Origin of the sequence: Streptantibioticus ferralitis, from assembly GCF_029223525.1 — a bacterium.
GTDB lineage: Bacteria > Actinomycetota > Actinomycetes > Streptomycetales > Streptomycetaceae > Streptantibioticus_A > Streptantibioticus_A ferralitis.
The window spans coordinates 343,185-364,963 of record NZ_JARHTQ010000006.1 but is presented as its reverse complement, the minus strand read 5'-3'; the positions used below and the strand labels follow the sequence as shown (position 1 = coordinate 364,963).

At 71.5% G+C, this 21,779-nt stretch carries 18 protein-coding genes; 15 read left to right on the top strand and 3 right to left on the bottom strand.

Going from position 1 to position 21,779, the window contains the following annotated elements; all coding sequences use genetic code 11:
• Nucleotides 1–184: 184 nt before the first annotated feature.
• Together P2L57_RS12655 and P2L57_RS12650 are read left to right on the top strand one after the other, a co-directional pair.
• Complete coding sequence (locus tag P2L57_RS12655) at nucleotides 185–1,006, top strand: hypothetical protein (RefSeq protein WP_275812869.1); 822 nt, start codon at nucleotides 185–187, stop codon at nucleotides 1,004–1,006.
• Nucleotides 1,007–1,268: 262 nt separating this feature from the next.
• The gene (locus tag P2L57_RS12650; protein WP_275812866.1) at nucleotides 1,269–2,402 is read left to right on the top strand and encodes a glycosyltransferase family 4 protein; all 1,134 of its coding nucleotides are present in this window, start codon (nucleotides 1,269–1,271) and stop codon (nucleotides 2,400–2,402) included.
• A 707-nt stretch (nucleotides 2,403–3,109) separates the two neighbouring features.
• Here the strand turns inward: P2L57_RS12650 and P2L57_RS12645 are convergent.
• Nucleotides 3,110–4,930, bottom strand: coding sequence for a glycoside hydrolase family 15 protein (locus P2L57_RS12645; protein WP_275812863.1), 1,821 nt, complete (start codon nucleotides 4,928–4,930; stop codon nucleotides 3,110–3,112).
• Nucleotides 4,931–5,495: 565 nt separating this feature from the next.
• On the opposite strand from P2L57_RS12645, the gene pyrG reads away from it, so the two are divergent.
• The 9 genes from pyrG (at nucleotide 5,496) to P2L57_RS12600 (ending at nucleotide 16,648) form a co-directional block, all read left to right on the top strand.
• Nucleotides 5,496–7,196, top strand: coding sequence for a CTP synthase (pyrG, locus tag P2L57_RS12640; RefSeq protein WP_486387823.1), 1,701 nt, complete (start codon nucleotides 5,496–5,498; stop codon nucleotides 7,194–7,196).
• Between the two features lie 107 nt (nucleotides 7,197–7,303).
• A complete protein-coding gene (locus P2L57_RS12635; RefSeq protein WP_275812856.1) occupies nucleotides 7,304–7,939 on the top strand; it encodes an NUDIX domain-containing protein in 636 nt (211 codons plus the stop codon).
• Between the two features lie 209 nt (nucleotides 7,940–8,148).
• Nucleotides 8,149–10,212 (top strand): tetratricopeptide repeat protein, encoded by a 2,064-nt coding sequence (locus P2L57_RS12630; protein ID WP_275812853.1) that lies wholly within the window; start codon nucleotides 8,149–8,151, stop codon nucleotides 10,210–10,212.
• 220 nt (nucleotides 10,213–10,432) lie between these two features.
• Nucleotides 10,433–11,548, top strand: coding sequence for an alanine dehydrogenase (gene ald, locus P2L57_RS12625; protein ID WP_275812959.1), 1,116 nt, complete (start codon nucleotides 10,433–10,435; stop codon nucleotides 11,546–11,548).
• Between the two features lie 431 nt (nucleotides 11,549–11,979).
• Nucleotides 11,980–13,053 carry a ParA family protein gene (locus P2L57_RS12620; protein WP_275812850.1) on the top strand — a complete coding sequence of 358 codons (1,074 nt, stop codon included), beginning with the start codon at nucleotides 11,980–11,982 and terminating at the stop codon, nucleotides 13,051–13,053.
• Nucleotides 13,038–13,640 carry a hypothetical protein gene (locus P2L57_RS12615; RefSeq protein ID WP_275812848.1) on the top strand — a complete coding sequence of 201 codons (603 nt, stop codon included), beginning with the start codon at nucleotides 13,038–13,040 and terminating at the stop codon, nucleotides 13,638–13,640. Before P2L57_RS12620 ends, P2L57_RS12615 begins: the two co-directional genes overlap by 16 nt.
• Before the next feature lie 113 nt (nucleotides 13,641–13,753).
• Entirely contained in the window at nucleotides 13,754–14,905 is a 1,152-nt protein-coding gene (locus P2L57_RS12610; protein WP_275812845.1) for a segregation and condensation protein A, read from the top strand.
• Nucleotides 14,892–15,593, top strand: coding sequence for an SMC-Scp complex subunit ScpB (gene scpB, locus P2L57_RS12605; protein ID WP_275812841.1), 702 nt, complete (start codon nucleotides 14,892–14,894; stop codon nucleotides 15,591–15,593). Before P2L57_RS12610 ends, scpB begins: the two co-directional genes overlap by 14 nt.
• Nucleotides 15,593–16,648, top strand: coding sequence for a pseudouridine synthase (locus tag P2L57_RS12600; protein WP_275812838.1), 1,056 nt, complete (start codon nucleotides 15,593–15,595; stop codon nucleotides 16,646–16,648). The genes scpB and P2L57_RS12600 overlap by 1 nt, the downstream gene beginning before the upstream one ends.
• A gap of 126 nt (nucleotides 16,649–16,774) precedes the next feature.
• Here the strand turns inward: P2L57_RS12600 and P2L57_RS12595 are convergent, their stop codons facing one another.
• On the bottom strand, nucleotides 16,775–17,137 hold the full coding sequence (locus P2L57_RS12595; protein ID WP_275812835.1) for a DUF952 domain-containing protein: 363 nt from the start codon (nucleotides 17,135–17,137) through the stop codon (nucleotides 16,775–16,777).
• Nucleotides 17,138–17,283: 146 nt separating this feature from the next.
• Here P2L57_RS12595 and P2L57_RS12590 point away from each other — a divergent pair, with 146 nt between their 5' ends.
• From P2L57_RS12590 to der, 4 genes are all read left to right on the top strand, one after another.
• Nucleotides 17,284–18,369, top strand: coding sequence for a prephenate dehydrogenase (locus tag P2L57_RS12590; protein ID WP_275812956.1), 1,086 nt, complete (start codon nucleotides 17,284–17,286; stop codon nucleotides 18,367–18,369).
• 132 nt (nucleotides 18,370–18,501) lie between these two features.
• Nucleotides 18,502–19,173 carry a (d)CMP kinase gene (gene cmk, locus P2L57_RS12585; RefSeq protein WP_372515689.1) on the top strand — a complete coding sequence of 224 codons (672 nt, stop codon included), beginning with the start codon at nucleotides 18,502–18,504 and terminating at the stop codon, nucleotides 19,171–19,173.
• A gap of 68 nt (nucleotides 19,174–19,241) precedes the next feature.
• Nucleotides 19,242–19,829 (top strand): lysophospholipid acyltransferase family protein, encoded by a 588-nt coding sequence (locus P2L57_RS12580; protein WP_275812953.1) that lies wholly within the window; start codon nucleotides 19,242–19,244, stop codon nucleotides 19,827–19,829.
• A 41-nt stretch (nucleotides 19,830–19,870) separates the two neighbouring features.
• Nucleotides 19,871–21,328: a ribosome biogenesis GTPase Der gene (der, locus tag P2L57_RS12575; protein ID WP_275812829.1), complete on the top strand. Its 1,458-nt coding sequence runs from the start codon at nucleotides 19,871–19,873 to the stop codon at nucleotides 21,326–21,328.
• 27 nt (nucleotides 21,329–21,355) lie between these two features.
• On the opposite strand, the gene P2L57_RS12570 is transcribed toward der, so the two are convergent.
• Nucleotides 21,356–21,688: a hypothetical protein gene (locus P2L57_RS12570; RefSeq protein ID WP_275812826.1), complete on the bottom strand. Its 333-nt coding sequence runs from the start codon at nucleotides 21,686–21,688 to the stop codon at nucleotides 21,356–21,358.
• Between the last annotated feature and the right edge of the window lie 91 nt (nucleotides 21,689–21,779).

Below are 21,779 nucleotides of genomic sequence, written 5' to 3'. Positions count from 1 at the left end.
GGTTCCGGTTCGGGGCGGGGGCCACGTACCACCCGGGGCGTGGCGGTGTGCACCGCCACGCCACTCGTGCCTACGCGAAGCGATCGCGGGTGATGGCCGACAATGGCGGTGGCCCGTCCTTTGCCAGGGCGGGCCGAGACCGCTGGGGGTGGTCGTGAAGCAGTCAGCGGAGGGGGAGGGGCCCATGGCGTTCAGCTCGGGTCGGGTGCCGGGCGCTCTCGTGGCAGCGGGCGCCGCGCGGGCCGGATACGCATTGTTGCGGGCCGAACCACCCGGTGGGGCTGCCCGTTGGGAGCGGAAGAACCACGCGGGCCGCACCGTGGATCTCCATGGCGGGCTGGCGGCCGCCGCCGGTGTGGCGCTGGCCGCCGCGGTGACCCGTGGGCTGCCCGGGCGTACTCGCACCGCCGCGGTGCTCGCCACGGTCGCCGCGACGGCCTGCGGGGCGTACGACGACCAGGCGGGATCGGCCGACGAGCGGGGTCTCGGTGCGCATCTGCGCGCCCTCGCGGACGGCCGGGTCACCTCGGGCGCGGTCAAGCTGCTCGGGATCGGCGCGGCGGGCCTGGCCGCGGGGGCGCTGATCGGCAGACGGCCGGTGGACGCGGTGCTGGCCGGGGTGGTGATCGCGGGCAGCGCGCATCTGGTCAACCTGCTGGATGTGGCGCCGGGCCGGGCCGCCAAGGCCGTACTCGCCGCCGGTGCGCCCGGTCTGCTGCGCGGCGGTCCGGCGGGCGCCCTGGCCGCGGCGCCGGTCGCCGCCGCGGCGGCGGTGCTCGCCGACGACCTCGGTGAACGGACCATGCTCGGCGACGCGGGCGCCCATGCGCTGGGCGCGGCGCTCGGTGTCTCGATCGTGACGGCGAACGGCCGTACCGGCCGGGCACTGCACGCGGCGGTGCTGGTCGCGCTGGCGGCTGTCGGTGACAAGGTGAGTCACAGCGACGCGCTGTGGACTGCCCCCGGAATACGGGCAGTTGACGCCTGGGGGCGTCTTCCGCGCTGAGCGCATCCTTCACCATTTGGACGTCGGCTGGCAGTACACCCACTCGTATGGGTGATCCCGTACCATCGCGTACCCCCACCGGCGGGGGAGTGGCCCTCGCACTGTCGGCCCCTGCTGGCATCCTGGAACCTCAAGACCACGAACCCGAACACCGATCCACCCGTCCGCACAGGAACATCCATATCCGAACGGGTGTGCGCACGCTGTCATTCCGTACGTTCAACCGTCGAAGAACGCCGCCGACCCAGGAGTCGTACCCCGCGTGATCAGCACTCAGACCCCGCCGTACGGGCCGTTGCACGCCGTGCAAGTGCTCGGCACGACGGCCGGTGCGCATGTGAGCTCGCTCTCCGGCGGGCTGGTGGCGCGCGGGGTCGACGTGACGGTGTGCGGGCCCGCCGACGCGGTGGAGGCGTACGGGTTCGCCGGGACCGGTGTCCGGTTCACCCCGGTGGAGATCGGCGGCAAGCCCGGCCCGCGCGCGGACGCATTGGCCGTCGCCGCGCTGCGGGCAGCCTGCGCGCACGCTGATGTCGTCCACGCGCACGGGCTGTACGCCGGACTGCTGGCCTCGCTGGCGGTTCCCGCGCCCCGGCGTCCGGCACTGGTGGTCAGCTGGCATGGCTCCGAGCCCGCGTCGGGGACCCGCGCGGGTCTGCTGCGACTGCTGGAGCGGCGGGTGGCCCGGGCCGCCACCGTGGTGCTCGGCACCTCGTCCGAACTCGTCGACCAGGTACGGAAGTTGGGTGCCCGGGATGCCCGGCTGGCGCCGGTGGCGCTGCCCGGGCCGCGTATCGACCCCGAACGGCCCGGGGCCGACCCGGAGTGCGCCCGGCAGAAGAGGCGGGCCGAACTGGGCGCGCTGGGGCGGCCGTTGCTGCTCGCGGTCGGCCGTCTGGAACCGCGCAAAGGGTACGACCTGCTGCTGGACGCCGCCCGCTACTGGCGGTCCCTGGAACCGCCGCCGCTGGTCGCCATCGCGGGCGAGGGCAGCTGCCGGCCGATGCTGCAGCGCCGGATCGACGCGGAGGACCTGCCGGTCCGGCTGCTGGGGCGGCGTGATGACATCGCCGAACTCCTCGCGGCGGCGGACGTGGTGGTGCTGTCCAGCCGCTGGGAGTCCCGCCCGCTCATCGCCGAGGAGGCGCTGCACGCCGGGGTGCCGTTGGTCGCCACGGCGGTCGGCGGGATCCCCGAACTCGTCGGTGACGCCGCCGCACTCGTGCCGTACGGGGACTCGCGGGCCTTCGCCCAGGTGGTGACGGGTCTGCTGGCCGACCCGGACCGCCGGGCGCGCCTCGCGGCCGAGGGGCGGACCCAGGCGGCGACCTGGCCCAGCGAGGATGACACCGTCGCCCAAGTCCTCAGCGTCTATGACGAGTTGAGGGCGGACTAGCCGGGGTTGTTCGGTCGCCGGGTCGCGGTGGGTTCGGACCGCCGGTCCGCGCCGTGGTGGTTGCTCGCCGTCGCGGCGGCAGAAAAGCTGTCGAAGGCCAGTCCCCGACACCCTGGGGCGTTGGGTGCCCGCCCCTGAGAAGGCCCCGCCGTCGGGGCGGCGGCGGGCGGGCCGTGGCGGCTTTGCCGCCGCGACGGTGGGCGCCGTGGAGATCCTTTGCCGCTGCGATGGCGAGTAGGCCGTGAGAGCTTTGCTTCCGCCGCGGCACAAACGGTCGGGGGCAAGTCCCCCGGGGCGTTGGGTGCCCGCCCCCGATCAGGCCCCGCCCCCGCGACGGTGGGTGGGCTGTGGAGATCCCTTGCCGCTGTGACGGCGGGTAAGCCGTGAAATCTTTTGCCGCAGCGACGGCGAGAACCCCCGTGGTGCGGGCCGGCGGTCCCGAACTCACCGCAACGGACAGATGACAACGAATCGACCGGAATCCGACGGAAGCCATCAGATCGGCACTCCCGGGGGGCTGGGGGCTTGCCCCCGAGAAGACCCGCCGCAGTGGTGAGCAGCCACCACGGCGCGGACCGCCGGTGCCGAGCTGACCGCAACGAGCTGACCGGAACGAACCGACCGCAACGAACCGACCACAAGCCGACGGAAGCCCACCGGACCGGCACCCCCCGCGGGGGCTCAGGCTGAAACGGTCCAGGACCGTTTCAGCCGCCGTATGCGCCGGAGGCGGTAAGCCGCAGTGCCGTGTCGATCAGCGGCACGTGGCTGAACGCCTGCGGGAAGTTCCCCACCTGCCGTTGGAGCCTGGGGTCCCACTCCTCCGCGAGCAGCCCGAGGTCATTGCGGAGCGAGAGCAGCTTCTCGAACAGCTGCCGCGCCTCGTCGACCCGGCCGATCATGGCCAGATCGTCCGCGAGCCAGAAGGAGCAGGCGAGGAACGCACCCTCATCACCGGGCAGACCGTCCACACCCTTGTGCGCACCCTCCGTCGGGTAGCGCAGCACGAAGCCGCCTTCGACGGTCAGCTCCTTCTGGATCGCCTCGATCGTGCCGATGACGCGCTTGTCGTCCGGCGGCAGGAAGCCGACCTGCGGGATCAGCAGCAAGGAGGCGTCCAGCTCCTTGGAGCCGTACGACTGGGTGAAGGTGTTGCGGTCCTTGTCGTACCCCTTCTCGCACACATCGCGGTGGATCTCGTCGCGCAGCTCGCGCCAGCGCTCCAGCGGCCCGTCGACCTCGCCCGACTCGATGAGCTTGACCGTGCGGTCCACCGCGACCCAGGCCATCACCTTGGAGTGCACGAAGTGGCGGCGCGGCCCGCGCACCTCCCAGATGCCCTCGTCCTTCTCCTGCCAGTGGTCCTCCAGGTACCGGATCAGCTTCAGCTGGAGCAGGCTCGCGTAGTCGTTGCGCGCCAGGCCGGTCATCAGGGCCAGGTGCAGGGCCTCGCTGACCTCGCCGTAGACGTCGAGCTGGAGCTGGCGTACCGCGCCGTTGCCGACGCGAACCGGCCGCGAGCCCTCGTAGCCGGGCAGCCAGGTCAGCTCGGTCTCGCCCAACTCCCGCTCGCCCGCGATCCCGTACATGATCTGCAGGTTCTCCGGGTCGCCGGCCACCGCGCGCAGCAGCCACTCGCGCCAGGCGCGGGCTTCCTCCCGGTAGCCGGTGCGCAGCAGCGATGACAGGGTGATCGCCGCGTCCCGTAGCCAGGTGAAGCGGTAGTCCCAGTTCCGGACGCCGCCGATGTCCTCCGGCAGCGAGGTGGTGGGCGCGGCGACGATGCCGCCGGTCGGGCCGTAGGTCAGCGCCTTCAGCGTGATCAGCGAGCGGACGACGGCGTCCCGGTACGGGCCGTGGTACGTGCAGTGGTCGACCCAGTCGCGCCAGAACTGCTCGGTGGCCTCCAGTGAGGCTTCCGGGTCGGGCATCGCGGGCGGCTGGTGGTGCGAGGGCTGCCAGCTGATGGCGAACGCGATCCGCTCGCCGGGGGAGACGGTGAAGTCGCCGAAGGTCGTCAAGTCCTTGCCGTAGGTGGGGCATTCGGTGTCCAGCCAGACCGAGTCGGGACCTGCCACCGCGACGGTGCGGCCCTCGGGGGCCTGCGGGTCGTCGACCCGGTGCACCCACGGCACCACCGCGCCGTAGGAGAAGCGCATCCGCAGCGCCGAGCGCATCGGCACCCGGCCGCTGACGCCTTCGACGATCCGGATCAGCTGTGGGGCGCCGTCACGCGGCGGCATGAAGTCGATGACCCGGACCGTGCCGCGCGAGGTGTCCCACTCCGACTCCAGTACCAGCGAGTCACCGCGGTAGCGGCGGCGCGTCGCGGCGGGCGGCTCGGTGTCCAGCGGGTAGGCCGGGCCGAGCCGCCAGTAGCCGTGCTCATCGGCGCCGAGCAGCCCCGCGAAGACCGCGGGGGAGTCGAAGCGGGGCAGGCACAGCCAGTCGGCCGTACCGTCCCGGCAGACCAGGGCGGCGGTCTGCATGTCGCCGATGAGTGCGTAGTCCTCGATGCGCCCGGCCACGTACATCTCCAGTCGAACAGCTTGAACCGTCCCGAGGGACGTTCGAATTCCAGGGTCTGGCGTATTCGACGAACCTGGCTACGGTGCCCCCTTGCTCCGTGATGTTCCCCTTTGCTGGATATACGCATGGGGCGGCGCCACGGTTCGGGAGCGGGCGGGGATGATGCCGTGCCGGCCGGCTCGCTATGGCCCCTACTGCGCCGAACCCGACGGCAGAAGAGAGTGTCCGAGCAGAATACGACGTGAAAGCGGGGGCGCGGGCGTCTCTCTGCGACAGATTTCGGCCGGTCGGGTGAGCCGTGCGCCCAGCGCGACAGGGCGACTGCTCGCGGTGAACAACACCCCGGGTCCGCGGTGAGCCGGGGGCCCCGCACGGCGGCGCGTGCCGGTGCACCCCCGGTCCCCGGGGGCGGCTCCCGCGCCGTCGAGCACGGTCGGGCCCAGCCGCTGATACGCTGGTAGCCCGTGGGCCGGTGGGCTGAACCACTGAACCGCCCCGACGGTTCCACCCCACACCGAAGCCGTCGGACCCTCACCTCGCGACCACGGGAGCCCCCTCTTGGCACTGCCTCATTCTGGCAAAAACCAGACGACCAAGCACATCTTCGTCACCGGGGGTGTGGCCTCGTCGCTCGGCAAGGGCCTGACGGCCTCCAGCCTCGGCGCGCTGCTCAAGGCCCGCGGTCTGCGGGTCACCATGCAGAAGCTCGACCCGTACCTGAACGTCGATCCCGGAACGATGAACCCGTTCCAGCACGGCGAGGTGTTCGTCACCAACGACGGCGCCGAGACCGACCTCGACATCGGCCACTACGAGCGCTTCCTCGATGTCGACCTCGACGGCTCGGCCAACGTCACCACCGGCCAGGTCTACTCCTCGGTGATCGCCAAGGAGCGGCGCGGCGAGTACCTCGGTGACACGGTGCAGGTGATTCCCCACATCACCAATGAGATCAAGGCCCGGATCCGCCGGATGGCGACCGACGACGTCGACGTCGTGATCACCGAGGTCGGCGGCACGGTCGGCGACATCGAGTCGCTGCCGTTCCTGGAGTCGGTGCGCCAGGTCCGCCACGAGGTCGGCCGGGACAACGTCTTCTTCGTGCACGTCTCCCTGCTGCCGTACATCGGCCCGTCCGGCGAGCTGAAGACCAAGCCGACGCAGCACTCGGTCGCGGCGCTGCGCAATATCGGTATCCAGCCGGACGCGATCGTGCTGCGCGCCGACCGCGAGGTGCCCACCGCCATCAAGCGCAAGATCTCGCTGATGTGCGACGTTGACGAGGACGCGGTGGTCGCCGCGATCGACGCCAAGTCGATCTACGACATCCCCAAGGTGCTGCACGGCGAGGGCCTGGACGCCTATGTGGTGCGCCGCCTGGACCTGCCGTTCCGCGATGTGGACTGGACCCAGTGGGACGACCTGCTGGACCGGGTGCACAACCCGGCCCATGAGGTCACGGTCGCGCTGGTCGGCAAGTACATCGATCTGCCGGACGCCTATCTGTCGGTGACCGAGGCGCTGCGCGCGGGCGGGTTCGCCAACAACACCCGTGTGAAGATCAAGTGGGTCACCTCGGACGACTGCCGTACCGCGGCCGGTGCCGAGCAGCAGCTGGCCGGCGTCGACGCGGTCTGCGTGCCGGGCGGTTTCGGTGACCGCGGTGTCGAGGGCAAGGTCGCGGCCATCGCCTTCGCCCGGGAGAACCGGATCCCGCTGCTGGGGCTGTGCCTTGGTCTGCAGTGCGTGGTCATCGAGGCCGCGCGCAACCTCGCCGGTATCGCGGACGCCAACTCCACCGAGTTCGACGCGGCCACCGCGCACCCGGTGATCTCCACGATGGCCGAGCAGCTGGACATCGTCGAGGGCAAGGGCGACCTGGGCGGCACCATGCGACTGGGCATCTACCCGGCGAAGCTGGCCGAGGGCTCCATCGTGCGCGAGGTGTACGGCGGCGAGCCGTACGTGGAGGAGCGGCACCGCCACCGCTACGAGGTCAACAACTCCTACCGCGCGGAGCTGGAGAAGAAGGCCGGGTTGCTGTTCTCCGGCACCTCCCCGGACAACAAGCTGGTGGAGTACGTCGAGTACCCGCGTGAGGTCCACCCGTACCTGGTCGCCACCCAGGCGCACCCGGAGCTGAAGTCGCGTCCGACCCGCCCGCACCCGCTGTTCGCGGGGCTGGTCGCGGCCGCGGTCCGCCGTCAGCAGGGCGGCGACGCCGTTGCCGAGCCGGTGGAGGAGCAGGCCAAGGCCGAGGCCTGAGCCTGGCCGACACCGCCAGCCATAGTGTGCCGGGGTGATCGCGCGAGCGCGTGATCACCCCGGCACCGCCGTTCCACCCCTCACTGCCGCGGAGGAACCGAAGACCCATGCAGGACCCCGTAATCCACGACATCCCCGAGGAATGGCCGGTTTCGGCCACCGAGACGCCGTTCACCGGCAAGGTGACCGGTGTGCGCAGCGACGTGGTGGTCATGCCGGACGGCACCACCGCTCGCCGCGACTACCAGACGCACCCCGGCTCCGTGGCCGTCGTCGCGCTCGACGACGACGGCAAGGTGCTGGTGCTGCGGCAGTACCGGCATCCGGTGCGGCAGCTGCTGTGGGAGGTCCCGGCCGGGCTGCTGGACGTGCCCGGTGAGCATCCGCTGCACGCCGCGCAGCGCGAGCTGTACGAGGAGGCGCACGTCAAGGCCGCGGACTGGCGGGTGCTGGTCGACATCTACAGCACCCCCGGCGGGTCCAACGAGGCGATCCGGATCTTCCTCGCCCGCGAGTTGGCGGATGCCGAGGGGGAGCGGTTCGCGGTCTCCGCGGAGGAGGCCGAGTTCGAGTACGCGCGGGTGCCGCTGGATGAGCTGGTCCGCGGGGTCATCGCCGGTGAACTGCACAACTCCTGCCTGGCGGTGGGCGTGCTCGCCCTGCGGGCGGTGCTGAACGGCGACGGCGTGGACGCCCTCCGCCCGGCGGACGCCCCGTGGCCCGCCCGGCCGTTCAGCGGGTAACGGCCCGAGGGGCTGCCTCCTCTGCGGCCTGAGGGCCGAGCTCCGCACGACATGATCACCCTTACGTGACACCTCGTGTGAACGCGTCTGATCCGATGGGGTGATCATCAGAGCGGGTTGTGACGCCCGCCCCGCGGCCGGGCTCGTATCCTCCTGTGTACGCGGTGGCGTAGTGCCGCCGCGTACCACGCAGGGACGGGAGTGGGCCCGTGACGGATCGCGCGCTGACCGTACGGACTGCCGCCTGCGCGTTGCCCGCGGCGCCGCCCTACTTCCTCGGGCGCCGCCGTGAACTGCGGGAACTTCGCGCCGACATCGACCGCCCGGGGCTTGCCGCGCTGCGCGGCAAGGACCACGGCGGGTGCCGGGTGCTGCTGGTCGCGGGGCGCCCGGGCTCCGGCCGGACCGCCCTCGCCATCCGGCTCGCCCGTGAGGTGGCGGACCGGTACCCCGGCGGTCAGTACTTCGTACGGCTGACCGGCGTTGACGGCGAGCCGGTGCCGTCCGCGCAGATCGCGCGCGCGGTGCTACGGGCGTTGGGCGAGACCGGTGCCGAGGCGGACGGCGGGGCGGAGGCCGAGGATCCGGTCGCCGCACTGCGTAGCGCGCTCGCGGGGCGGCGGGTTCTGGTCGTACTGGATGACACCGCCACGGCCGACCAGGTGCTGCCGCTGCTGCCGCCGGGACCCGGCGGCCTGGTGATCGCCACCTCTCAGGGGCCGCTCGCCGCGATCCCCGATGTGCGGCCGTGCACATTGGGCGGACTCAACACCGCCGCGTCGGTGGAACTGCTCTCCGCGGTCGTCGGTTCGACGCGGGTCACCTGCGATCCCACGGCGGCCGAAGCGCTGGCCGAGGAGTGCTGGGGCAACCCCACCGCGCTGCGCCTGATGGCCGGATGGCTGGCGGCGCGGCCGGGGATGTCGGTGACCGACACCATCCAGGCACTGCGCGCGATCCCGGTGAGCAGCGCCATGTCCGCACCGGTCGCCCGGGCCTTTCGGCTGGTGCACGACGGGTTGACGCAGCCCGTCGCCCGGCTGCTGCGACTTCTGGCGCTGGCGCCGGACGGTGTGCTGGACGCGCATACCGCCTCCGCGCTGGCGGGCTGCCCGCTGAGCGCCGCCCAGGCGGCGCTGCGGGAACTGCTTGGCTATGGGCTGCTGCACCCGGAAGGCACGGCCGGCCTGGAGGGCGCGGCCGACGCGGATACGGAGTACCGCGTTCCAGGCTGCCTGCACGCGCTGCTGCGTGAACAGCTCGACGTAGCGGAACGCCCCGCACAGGTGCGGCTGGCCACCGCCCGGATGCTGGAGCGCACCGTGCGGCGGCTCCAGTCCTGCCGGGCCGCCGCCGAGCCGGCCGGTTCGGCCGCCCGCCGGAAGATCGAGGAGCTGCCCCGACCGCTGCGGTTCGGTTCGCCCGGACTGGCCGCCGGTTGGCTGCGGGGGCGGCTGCCGGTGCTGCTGGCCGCCGCTCGGGTCGCGGTCGCCGAGGGTGAACTCGACACGCTGGCACAGCGGTTGATCGCCGCGCTGGTGCGGGCGCTGGACGCGCACCGGGGCGACACGGAGGCCCTGCCGGAGCTGTACGAGCTGCACGGCCTGCTGCTCGAAGTCGCCGAGCGGCGTGCGCTGCCGCGGCAGCAGGCGGCCGCGTTGATCAACCTCGCCGATCTGGACACCGCGGCCGGACGGACGAAGGAGGCGCTGGAGCGCTACCGCACCGCGCTCGACGCGGCCCGCTCGGGAGACGACGGCCTCGCGGCGGGTCGCGCGCTGGAGGCATTGGGCGACAGCTATCTGGAACTCGACGATCCGCAGCGCGCGGCGGACTGGTACGGCCGGGCGCTCGCGCTGCGCCAGACCCGGGGTGAGTTCGTCGAGCAGGCCCGGCTGCACGCCCGGCTGGCCGAACTGCACACCCGCACCGGCCAGTACCCGGCCGCGCTGCGCGAGTGGCGGGCGGCCGGGGCCGTGCACCGCAGGCTGCGCGACCTGTCCGGCTACGCCATGGCACTGAGCGAGGCGGCTCGGGTCCACGAGTGCGCCGGGCAGTGCGAGGAGTCGCTCCGTACCTATCGGGACGCCCTGCACTGGGCGCGGCAGGCGGCGGACGTTCCGGTGGAGGGTGCGGTGCTGCTGCGGATGGCCGACACCCTGGAGCGGGCCGGCGATCCGGCGGGGGCGCGGTTGCAGCGGAGTGCCGCGGAGGACCTGCTGCGCCATGGGCTGGGGCGCGGCCCGCGGCATGACGCGGATCTGCCGCTGTGAGGCGCGCATGAGAGTACCCGTCCGTAATCGGACCGCCACACCTACGAATCTGCCAATGCCTTCGGCGAAAATAGTCACTTTGTAAGGCTAGACAGCGCGTCTTCCTTCATTAGACTTTAGCCAGCCGCGGGCAACGCGGTCAGGTCCGGCGTGTGATGTTTTAGCGCACCATGTCCGGACAGGCATCTGCATCTCTTCTGAGCCAAGGACCGTGATCGACGTGAAGGTCGGTATCCCCCGCGAGGTCAAGAACAACGAGTTCCGGGTCGCCATCACCCCGGCCGGCGTGCACGAGCTCGTGCGCAACGGGCACCAGGTCTTCGTGGAGCAGGGCGCCGGCAACGGCTCCTCCATCACGGACGACGAGTACGTCGCGGCCGGTGCGCAGATCCTCGGCACCGCCGACGAGGTCTGGGGCATCGCCGACCTGCTGCTGAAGGTCAAGGAGCCGGTCGCGGAGGAGTACCACCGCCTCCGCAAGGACCAGACCCTCTTCACCTACCTGCACCTGGCCGCCTCCCGCGAGTGCACCGACGCCCTGCTGGAGTCCGGTACGACGGCCATCGCGTACGAGACCGTCGAGCTGGCCAACCGCGCGCTGCCGCTGCTCGCCCCGATGTCCGAGGTCGCGGGCCGGCTCGCCCCGCAGGTCGGCGCGTACCACCTGATGCGCTCGGCGGGCGGCCGCGGTGTGCTGCCCAGCGGTGTGCCCGGTGTGAGCGCGGCCAAGGCCGTGGTCATCGGCGCCGGTGTCTCCGGCTGGAACGCCACCCAGATCGCCGTCGGCATGGGCTTCCACGTGACCCTGCTGGACAAGGACATCAACAAGCTGCGCGAGGCGGACAAGATCTTCGGCACCAAGGTGCAGACGATCGTCTCCAACGCCTTCGAGCTGGAGAAGGCCGTCCTGGAGGCCGACCTGGTCATCGGCGCGGTCCTGATCCCGGGCGCCAAGGCCCCGAAGCTGGTCACCAACGAGCTGGTCTCGCGGATGAAGCCGGGCTCCGTACTTGTCGACATCGCGATCGACCAGGGCGGCTGCTTCGAGGACTCGCGTCCCACCACGCACGCCGAGCCGACCTTCCAGGTGCACGACTCGGTCTTCTACTGCGTGGCCAACATGCCGGGTTCGGTGCCCAACACCTCCACCTACGCGCTGACCAACGCCACGCTGCCGTACATCGTGGAGCTGGCCAACCGCGGCTGGCGTGAGGCGCTGCGCCGTGACGCGGCGCTGGCCAAGGGCCTCAACACCCACGAGGGCCAGGTCGTTTACCCCTCCGTCGCCGAGGCGCACGGACTGGAGTCGGTCGAGCTCAGCACGCTGCTCGGCTGACCGTGTCCTCCGGGGCGCAACCCGGGTTCGCAGTAACGGTCAGTTGGCGCGCAGGTCGCGTCAACTGACATCAAAACCATGTCACCGGCCGGGTCTTGTCCAACAAGACCCGGCCGGTCCGCTTCCCGTGGACTTTGTGGCGATGGTTTCATTGATAGCGTAACTGGCCCGGAACATAACTGTTTTACCGTTTCGCACACCCGTGAATCATCCCGGTTGCGCTCCTTACGCCCTTGACATCGGGGTGTTCGGTTGCCGACACATCGTGCCGTGTCCGGTGGATTGTGTTGCTGCGAACCGCCGACACGCCATAGAGTCGCCAACCGTCGGCATGGTGTCACGCTGACCTATTGAGAAGTTTCCTGGTCACCAAGGAGGTAAGACGACTTGTGAATGAGTCGACATTTGCTCCCGGGGGTGGTCAACCAGGAATGACCGTTCAGGGTCCGAGCCCGGCTGGACTTGGAGCCGTTGGTTCCGTTGCCGTCCGCACCTTCGAGGCACGCCGGACCGATTCGAGCACGGAGACGCAAGCTACACACGCCATGTCGTCATACGAGGAAGACCTGCAGGACGGTCAGTTCTACGACCCGGACGCGGAATACGAGCCGGACCCCGAGTACGCGGCCACGCTCGCCCCGGACGCGGCCCGGCAGCGCCGCGAGCGCGTCGGCCCCACCGGGCGCCCGCTGCCCTACTTCCCCATCCCCGGCCCGCTCACCGAGCACGGACCGGCCCAGATCATCGCGATGTGCAACCAGAAGGGCGGGGTCGGCAAGACCACCTCGACCATCAACCTGGGTGCCGCGCTCGCCGAGTACGGACGCCGGGTCCTGCTCGTCGACTTCGACCCGCAGGGCGCGCTCTCCGTCGGCCTCGGCGTCAACCCCATGGAGCTCGACCTCACGGTCTACAACCTGCTCATGGAACGCGGTATGGCCGCCGACGAGGTGCTGCTGAAGACCGCCGTGCCCGGTATGGACCTGCTGCCCAGCAATATCGATTTGTCAGCCGCTGAAGTGCAGTTGGTGTCAGAGGTCGCCCGTGAGTCGACCCTGCAGCGCGCGCTCAAGCCGCTGATGTCCGACTACGACTACGTCATCATCGACTGCCAGCCGTCCCTCGGACTGCTGACCGTCAACGCGCTCACCGCCGCCCACCGGGTGATCGTTCCGCTGGAGTGCGAGTTCTTCGCACTGCGCGGTGTCGCGCTGCTCACCGAGACCATCGAGAAGGTCCGCGAGCGCCTCAACCCCGAGCTGGACCTCGACGGCATCCTCGCCACGATGTACGACTCGCGCACCGTGCACAGCCGCGAGGTGCTGGCCCGCGTCGTCGAGGCCTTCGACGACCACGTCTTCCACACCGTCATCGGTCGCACCGTCCGCTTCCCGGAGACCACGGTGGCCGGCGAGCCGATCACGACCTACGCCTCCAACTCCGTTGGCGCGGCCGCGTACCGACAGCTCGCCAGGGAGGTGCTCGCCCGGTGCCACGCCGAGTGAGTCTGCCCGGAGCCGACGAACTGTTCCGCACCACCGGGGGGATGGCGCTGCAGTCGTCAACGCCCCGGCAGCACAGCAACGGTGACGCGCCCACACCCCCGCCGGGCGACCGGCTGCGGCCGGTACCGGCAGCCGACGAGGACGGTACCGCTACCGCGCGCCGTGCGGACGGGGACGCGCCGGACGGCGACGACACGGCCGGACTGACGGACCGCGACCGCCGGGAGACCGCCGCGAAGTCCACGGCGGCCGAACACGCCCGCTCCGAACCGGCCGAGGCGCCGAACCAGACCACCCCGGCGCAGCGCCGCCCACCGCAGGAGCACCCGGCGCAGGAACGGCGACAGCGGCGAGGTGCGCCCAACCGCCGTCCCAGTGGCCGGGAACGCCACGACGAGAAGATCACGGTCTATGTCTCCGCCGAGGAGTTGATGGACCTCGAACACGCCCGGCTGGTGCTGCGCGGTGAGCACGGTCTCGCCGTCGACCGCGGCCGCATCGTGCGCGAGGCGGTCGCCGTGGTGCTGGCCGACCTCGAATCGCGTGGCGACGCGAGCATCCTCGTACGCCGCCTGCGAGGACGCTGACCCGGCGGACGGTACCGTCTTCAACATTGCTGCGCCCGGTGAGCGAGCCGAAGGGCGCGCCGATGCCGACAGCGACGAGGCCAAGCGACGAGGCCAAGCGACGAAGGAGCGCCGTGTCGAGGAGTGTCGGCATCGGGTACAAGCGCCCGGAGGCGGGCGAGCCCGAACAACGCGGACCCGCCCGCCGCCCGTTGGGCCGAGGAGCGGCCCACCAGGCCCCGAAGGAGGGCGAGTCCGGTCTGGCGACAGCGCTGGCCGAAGCGGACGGTGCCGAGCCGATCACGCCGGTGGAGACCGGTCGCGGGGCGGACACCGTGCCGCAGCAGACGAGAGCGGCCGATCCGGCACCGGTCGGCAGCACGGAACCGGACACACCTGGCGCACCGGCCTCCCAGGGGGAGGCCGGGCCCATCGCGAACGGTGCGGCGGAGACCGAACCGGCCGTCGGCGACGGCCGGTTCACCGTCCGGCTGGCGAACTTCGAGGGACCCTTCGACCTGCTCCTCCAGCTGATCTCCAAGCACAAGCTGGACGTCACCGAGGTCGCGCTGTCCAAGGTCACCGACGAGTTCATCGCGTATATCCGCGCGATGGGCGCCGACTGGGACCTGGACCAGGCCACCGAGTTCCTGGTGGTCGCGGCCACCTTGCTGGACCTCAAGGCGGCGCGGCTGCTGCCCGCGGCCGAGGTCGAGGACGAAGCGGACCTGGCGCTGCTGGAAGCGCGCGACCTGCTGTTCGCGCGGCTGCTGCAGTACCGCGCGTACAAGCGGATCGCGGAGATCTTCGCCGAACGGCTCGACGCCGAGGCGCTGCGCTACCCCCGTACCGTCGGCCTTGAGCCGCAGCACGCCGAACTGCTCCCCGAAGTGGCCATCAGCATCGGCCCGGAGGGCTTCGCCAAGCTGGCCGTCAAGGCGATGCAGCCCAAGCCGCGGCCGACGGTGTACGTCGAGCACATCCACGCGCCGCTGGTCAGCGTGCGCGAGCAGGCGGACATCGTCATCGCCCGACTGCGCGAGCTGGGCGCCGCGTCCTTCCAGGAGCTGACCGCCGACGCCACCGACACCCTGACCGTCGTCGCCCGCTTCCTCGCGCTGCTGGAGCTCTACCGGGAGAAGGCGGTCGCCCTGGATCAGGAGCAGGCCCTGGGCGCCCTCCAGGTCCGCTGGACCGGCGTCGAGGGGACCGGGCAGCCGCTGGTCACCGACGAGTTCGACCAGGAAGCGGGGGTACGGAAGGATGGTTCGGATGATGGACGCTGACCAGGCCGCCGAGGCCCGCCCGTCGCCCCCCGCCACCCTCAAGGGAGGCGCTGCGCGCCGCAGCGTTCCCGCGGGACCGCCGTCCGTGGCCGACCTCGCCGTGAAGCCCGCGCTCGAGGCGGTGCTGATGGTCGTGGACGAGCCCGCCACCGAGGAGCACCTCGCGAAGGTGCTCGACCGGCCGCGCCGCGAGGTCGCCGACGCGCTGCGGGAGCTGTCCGACGAGTACGCACGCGATCGACGCGGCTTCGAACTGCGGCTGGTCGCGGGCGGTTGGCGGTTCTACACCCGGCCGGAGTTCGCGCCCGCGGTGGAGAAGTTCGTCCTCGACGGCCAGCAGGCCCGGCTCACCCAGGCCGCCCTGGAGACCCTCGCGGTGGTCGCGTACCGCCAGCCGGTCAGCCGTTCACGGGTCTCCGCGGTGCGCGGGGTGAACTGCGACGGCGTGATGCGCACCCTCCTGCAGCGGGGTCTGGTGGAGGAGGCTGGGACGGAACCCGAAACAGGTGCGATCCTGTACAGGACGACGAACTACTTCCTGGAGCGGATGGGCCTTCGCGGCCTGGACGAGCTGCCCGAGCTCGCGCCGTTCCTCCCGGAGGCGGACGCCGTCGAGGCGGAGTCCCAGGAAGGGGTTCCGTCGTTCGACCCGGACGCACCCGACACGACCTCGACTACGGAACATTGATGCGAAGCAGCGGCAGGAACAGCGGAAACCGGAACTACCGCGGGGCGGGCAACGAGCGCGACGACAAGAGCAAGCGCGCCGGACGCCCCCGCCCCGAGGAGCGCCGCTACGACGTGGGCGGATCCGGTTCCGCCGGATCCGGCAAGCAGGGCAAGCCGGGCGCCGGGCGCGGCGCGCAGGGCGGCAAGCCCACCGGCGGCCCGGGCGGCACCCGGGGCCGCAAGTCCGCCCCGGCCCGGCCGCGTGAGTACGACGCCCAGATCGAGGAGCGCAACCGCGCCCGCCACGACAGGCCGCAGCTGAAGCTGCCCAAGACCTTCCCCGGCGCCGAGCAGGAGGGCGAGCGGCTGCAGAAGGTGCTGGCCCGCGCCGGTATGGGCTCGCGCCGGGCCTGCGAGGAGCTGATCGAGCAGCGCCGGGTGGAGGTCAACGGCAAGATCGTGACCGAGCAGGGGCTGCGGGTCGACCCCGACAAGGACGAGGTCAAGGTCGACGGTCTGACCGTCGCCACCCAGGCGTACCTGTTCTTCGCCCTCAACAAGCCCGCCGGTGTGGTCTCCACGATGGAGGACCCGGACGGCCGCCAGTGCCTGGGCGACTACGTCACCAACCGGGAGACCCGGCTGTTCCACGTCGGCCGGCTGGACACCGAGACCGAGGGCATCATCCTGCTCACCAACCACGGTGAGCTGGCCAACCGCCTCACCCACCCGCGCTACGGCGTCACCAAGACCTACCTGGCCGCCATCCAGGGGCCGCTCCCGCGCGACCTGGGCAAGCGGCTGAAGAACGGTATCGAGCTGGAGGACGGCTACGCCCGCGCCGACAGCTTCAAGGTGGTGGAGAACACCGGCAAGAACTACCTGGTCGAGGTCGCCCTGCACGAGGGGCGCAAGCACATCGTGCGCCGGATGCTCGCCGAGGCGGGCTTCCCGGTCGACAAGCTGGTGCGCACCCGCTTCGGCCCGATCGCGCTCGGCGACCAGAAGTCCGGCTGGCTGCGGCGGCTGACCAACACCGAGGTCGGCATGCTGATGAACGAGGTGGGCCTGTAAGGCTCGGCCCGTACCGCGGGGCGGGTCGCGGCGGCGGAAAGAACTCCGCCGCCGCAGCGGGCAACCGCGGCGCGGACCGGCGGTCCTCCGGCGAGCCCGAACGGATGTCCGCCCGAGCCGGTCAGGCTAGGACCACAGCTTGAGGCCCAGCGCCCGGCCCCGCGCGTCCCGTTCGACCTCCAGCATTCCGGCGACGGCCGTGCGGTTGATCCGGCCGTAGACGTGCGGGAAGGGGACCGAGGGCGATGCGCCCGGCGCAGGCGCGGGCTCCGCCGGTTCCCAACGCACCGGGGAGTCCAGCGCGTCCTCGTCGATCAGCAGCACCATCAGCGGGCCGACCGCGTCCCGGTAGAACGCGTCGGCGACCGCGAGTGCCGTGGACTCGTCGGGCGAGCAGTGCACGAAGCCGTCCTCGGCGAGGGTCCGCGGCGCGTACGGCCGCTCCGGGACGCGCAGCCAGTCGTCCAGCGTGACCACATGGAAGATCATGCGCAACGTTCTACCGGACGCGGGGCCCGAAGCCCGAATGCCCCAGCTGATCGCCGACCCAAGCGAGACCCAAGGGTGACAGCCGGGGGACGGCGCAGTGGGACCGCCGCCGTCCCCCGGCACGGCGCAGTGGAAAAATGACGACCATGCGTACCGCCGCCGTCATCGGCACCGGATTGATCGGCACTTCCGCCGCCCTCGCCCTGTCTCAGCGCGGGGTCACCGTCCACCTGAAGGACCACGACCCCGATGCCGCCCGTACCGCCGCCGCGCTCGGCGCCGGCACCACCGACGAGCCGCAGGGGCCGGTCGACCTCGCGATCATCGCCGTACCCCCGGCATACGTCGCCGCGACGCTCGCGGAGGCGCAGCGCGCCGGGGCGGCCCGCGGCTATCTCGACGTGGCCAGCGTCAAGGGTGGCCCGCGCCGCGATCTGGAGGCGCTCGGCTGCGATCTGTCCCAGTACATCGGGACGCATCCGATGGCGGGCCGCGAGCGGTCGGGACCGCTCGCGGCGACCGCGGACCTCTTCGAGGGCCGTCCCTGGGTGCTCACGCCGACCCCGGCCACCGACACCGAGGTGCTCAACCTGGCCCTGGAACTGGTCGCGCTGTGCCGTGCCGTACCGGTCGTGATGGACGCCGACGCGCACGACCGCGCCGTCGCGCTGGTCTCCCACACCCCGCAGCTGCTGTCCAGCATGGTCGCGGCCCGGCTTGAGCACGCCGACGATTCCGCGGTGCGGCTGTGCGGCCAGGGCATCCGCGATGTGACCCGGATCGCCGCGTCCGAGCCCGCGATGTGGATCGACATCCTGTCCGCCAACCCTGGTCCGGTCGCCGACATCCTCGCCGAGGTCGCCACCGACCTCGGCGAGACGGTCGAGGCGCTGCGTTCCCTGCAGTCGGCGGACGAGGCCAAGCGGCGGGACGGCACGGCCGGGATCGAGCGGGTGCTGCGGCGCGGAAACGCCGGACGGGAGCGGGTGCCGGGCAAGCACGGCGCGGCGCCCGCGGTGTACGAGGCCGTGGTGGTGCTCATCGGCGACCAGCCCGGCGAGCTGGCCCGGGTCTTCGCCGACGCGGGCGCCGCCGGGGTCAACATCGAGGACGTGCGGATGGAGCACTCCACCGGTCAGCAGGCGGGCCTGCTGCAGCTGATGGTGGAGCCGAAGGCGGTGCCGGTGCTCACCGCCGCGCTCCGGGAGCGCGGCTGGTCGATCAGGCAGTAGTCCTGCCTCCGTGCTCCGGGGACGGGACCCCTGGCCCGGCCGGTAACCTTGTGTGGGTTACCTGGAGAACCAGGGAACCGCACATCGTTCCAGCCCGTGCCCGAGGAAGGTCCCCCAGCTGTGGAAAATCCGGTGATCGTCGCCATCGACGGCCCTTCCGGCACGGGCAAGTCGAGCACGTCGAAGGCGGTCGCGGCCAAGCTGGGGCTGAGCTACCTGGACACCGGCGCCCAGTACCGGGCGATGACCTGGTGGATGCTGAGCAACGGCATAGACGTGAACGACGCGACCGAGGTCGCCACCGCCGCCGGCAAGCCGGCCATCGTCTCCGGCACCGACCCGTCCGCCCCGACCATCACCGTCGACGGCGCGGACGCCGCGGGGCCGATCCGCAGCCAGGAGGTCACCGCGGCGGTCAGCGCGGTCAGCGCGGTGCCCGAGGTACGCAGCCGCCTGGTGGAGCTGCAGCGCTCGGCCGCCGCCTCGGCCTCGGTGGGCATCGTCGTCGAGGGCCGGGACATCGGCACCACGGTGCTGCCCGACGCGACGTTGAAGATCTTCCTGACCGCGTCCGCCGAGGCGCGGGCGGCCCGCCGCAACGGCGAGCTGACGGGCCCGGCGGCGGCCGACCTCGCCGCCACCCAGGCCGCGCTGGCCAAGCGGGACGCGGCCGACTCCGGCCGCAAGACCTCGCCGCTGGCCAAGGCGGACGACGCGATCGAGGTCGACACCACGGAGCTCACCCTCGACCAGGTCATCGAGTGCATCGTCACCCTGATCGAGGAGAAGCGAGCGGCTCGGTGACGCCCACGCACGGCACGACGCCCGGTCCGTACGGTGCGGCCGTCGGCCGCCGGATCGGCATCGGCCTGATGAACAGCGGCTGGCGGCCCCGGGTGCTCGGCGCCTGGCGGGTGCCCGCCAGCGGCCCGGTCATCCTCGCGGGCAACCACGCCCACAACATCGACGGCCCGATGCTGATCGGAACCGCACCGCGACCGGTGCACTTCCTGGTCAAGCAGGAGGCGTTCATCGGTCCGCTCGACCCGTTCCTGCGGGCCATCGGACAGCTCCCGGTGGACCGCGGTCGCGCCGACCGGGGCGCGATCACGGCAGCCCTCGGGGTGCTGGAGCGCGGCGGTGTGCTCGGGATCTTCCCCGAAGGCACGCGTGGCGCCGGTGACTTCGCGGAACTGCGGTCCGGGCTGGCGTACTTCGCGGTGCGCACCGGGGCGCCGGTGGTGCCGGTGGCGGTGCTCGGCAGCGCCCGCGCCGGACGGCTGATTCCGGCTCTGCCGCCACTGCGCAGCCGGATCGACGTCGTGTTCGGCGACCCGTTCGATCCGACCGACGGCAGCGGGCGCCGTACCCGGAGCGTGCTGGACGCCGCCACCGCCCGCATCCAGAAGCAGCTGACCGCGCATCTGGAATACGCCAGGCGCGCCACCGGGCGCGGCTGAAGAACCACATACTTTTGCTGACGGACGACGAGGAAGACTTCATGGACACTGCACACGAGTACGGCGAGCACGGCGCGCTCGGCGACGCCGAGTACGCCGAGTTCATGGAGCTCGCGGCAGAGGAGGGATTCGACCTCGACGAGGTGGCGGACGACCTCGCCTCGGCGGGGCACGGGCCGCTGCCGGTTCTCGCCGTGGTCGGCCGCCCCAACGTGGGCAAGTCGACGCTGGTCAACCGGATCATCGGCCGCCGTGAAGCGGTGGTGGAGGACCGCCCGGGCGTCACCCGGGACCGGGTCACCTACGAGGCGAACTGGAACGGCCGCCGCTTCAAGATCGTCGACACCGGCGGTTGGGAGCAGGACGTCCTCGGCATCGACGCCTCGGTCGCCGCACAGGCCGAGTTCGCCATCGAGGCCGCCGACGCGGTGGTCTTCGTCGTCGACTCCACGGTGGGCGCGACGGACACCGACGAGGCCGTCGTCAAGCTGCTGCGCCGGGCGGGCAAGCCCGTCGTGCTGTGCGCCAACAAGGTCGATGGCCCCTCGGGAGAGGCGGACGCGGCCATGCTGTGGTCGCTCGGCCTCGGCGAGCCCTTCCCGGTCTCCTCGCTGCACGGCCGCGGCACGGGCGATCTGCTGGACGCGGTGCTGGAGGCGCTGCCGGAGGCACCGGCGCAGACCTTCGGCGAGGGCGTCGGCGGGCCGCGCCGGGTGGCGCTCATCGGTCGGCCCAACGTCGGCAAGTCGTCCCTGCTGAACAAGGTGGCGGGCGAGGAGCGCGTGGTCGTCAACGAGCTCGCGGGCACCACCCGGGACCCGGTCGACGAGCTGATCCAACTCGGCGGAAAGACCTGGAAGTTCGTGGACACCGCGGGCATCCGCCGCCGGGTGCACCTCACCGAGGGCGCCGACTACTACGCGTCGCTGCGCACCGCCGCCGCCCTGGAGAAGGCCGAGGTCGCGGTCATCCTGATCGACGCCAGCGAGACGCTGTCCGTCCAGGACACCCGGATCATCTCGATGGCCGTGGACGCCGGCCGGGCCTGTGTGATCGCGTACAACAAGTGGGACCTGCTCGACGAGGAGCGCCGGTACTACCTGGAGCGGGAGATCGAGCAGGATCTGGTGCAGGTCCAGTGGGCGCCGCGGGTGAACGTTTCGGCGACCAGCGGCCGCCACATGGAGAAGCTGGTCCCGGCGATCGAGACCGCGCTCGCGGGCTGGGAGACCCGGGTCCCCACCGGCCGTCTGAACGCCTTCCTCGGCGAGCTGGTCGCCGCCCATCCGCACCCGATCCGCGGCGGAAAGCAGCCCCGCATCCTGTTCGGGACGCAGGCCGGCACCAGGCCGCCGCGGTTCGTACTGTTCGCCTCCGGCTTCCTGGAGGCGGGCTACCGCCGCTTCATCGAGCGCCGGTTGCGTGAGGAGTTCGGGTTCGAGGGCACACCGGTCCAGGTCTCGGTACGGGTGCGCGAGAAGCGCGGGCGCAAGAAGTAGCCGTTGTCAGGGATGCGCTGGCGCCGTTCAGCGCCCGCGCATCCGGTTGTCGTACGGAGCGATGGCACCGGCCGGATTGGACTGCCCCGGCGGCAGGGCGGCGGGCAGCTGGCCGCGGTAGAGGCCGTACGACTGGGCGACCGCCCGCTGCTCGTGCTGTGGCCAGGGGCGACCGTCGCCGAACTGCAGCTCTTCCTCGCCGGTGCGGTCGCCCGGCAGTGCGCGGAACATACGCCGGTACTCGGAGTACAGCGCGTCGTAGATCGGTGTGCCCGAACTCGTGACGGAATCGTGCGGGGAGCGCATCGGCGGGATCTGGCTCTGATACGGGACCCGGGAGAAGGTGTCATAGGTGTGCACGTATGTACCAACGATTCCCGTACGTCCGAGATGCGGGCTATACGGGGCGAAATGACCCTTCCTTGGGTAAAAGTCGCACGACGAAGGCCGG

What these genes read in the sequence shown, in the direction of transcription:
- der (WP_275812829.1), top strand. Translation starts at nt 19,871, where the DNA reads ATGGACACTGCACACGAGTACGGCGAGCACGGCGCGCTCGGCGACGCC.
- scpB (WP_275812841.1), top strand. Translation starts at nt 14,892, where the DNA reads ATGATGGACGCTGACCAGGCCGCCGAGGCCCGCCCGTCGCCCCCCGCC.
- P2L57_RS12600 (WP_275812838.1), top strand. Translation starts at nt 15,593, where the DNA reads ATGCGAAGCAGCGGCAGGAACAGCGGAAACCGGAACTACCGCGGGGCG.
- P2L57_RS12620 (WP_275812850.1), top strand. Translation starts at nt 11,980, where the DNA reads ATGACCGTTCAGGGTCCGAGCCCGGCTGGACTTGGAGCCGTTGGTTCC.
- P2L57_RS12655 (WP_275812869.1), top strand. Translation starts at nt 185, where the DNA reads ATGGCGTTCAGCTCGGGTCGGGTGCCGGGCGCTCTCGTGGCAGCGGGC.
- P2L57_RS12580 (WP_275812953.1), top strand. Translation starts at nt 19,242, where the DNA reads ATGAACAGCGGCTGGCGGCCCCGGGTGCTCGGCGCCTGGCGGGTGCCC.
- P2L57_RS12595 (WP_275812835.1), bottom strand. Translation starts at nt 17,137, where the DNA reads ATGATCTTCCATGTGGTCACGCTGGACGACTGGCTGCGCGTCCCGGAG.
- P2L57_RS12635 (WP_275812856.1), top strand. Translation starts at nt 7,304, where the DNA reads ATGCAGGACCCCGTAATCCACGACATCCCCGAGGAATGGCCGGTTTCG.
- P2L57_RS12590 (WP_275812956.1), top strand. Translation starts at nt 17,284, where the DNA reads ATGCGTACCGCCGCCGTCATCGGCACCGGATTGATCGGCACTTCCGCC.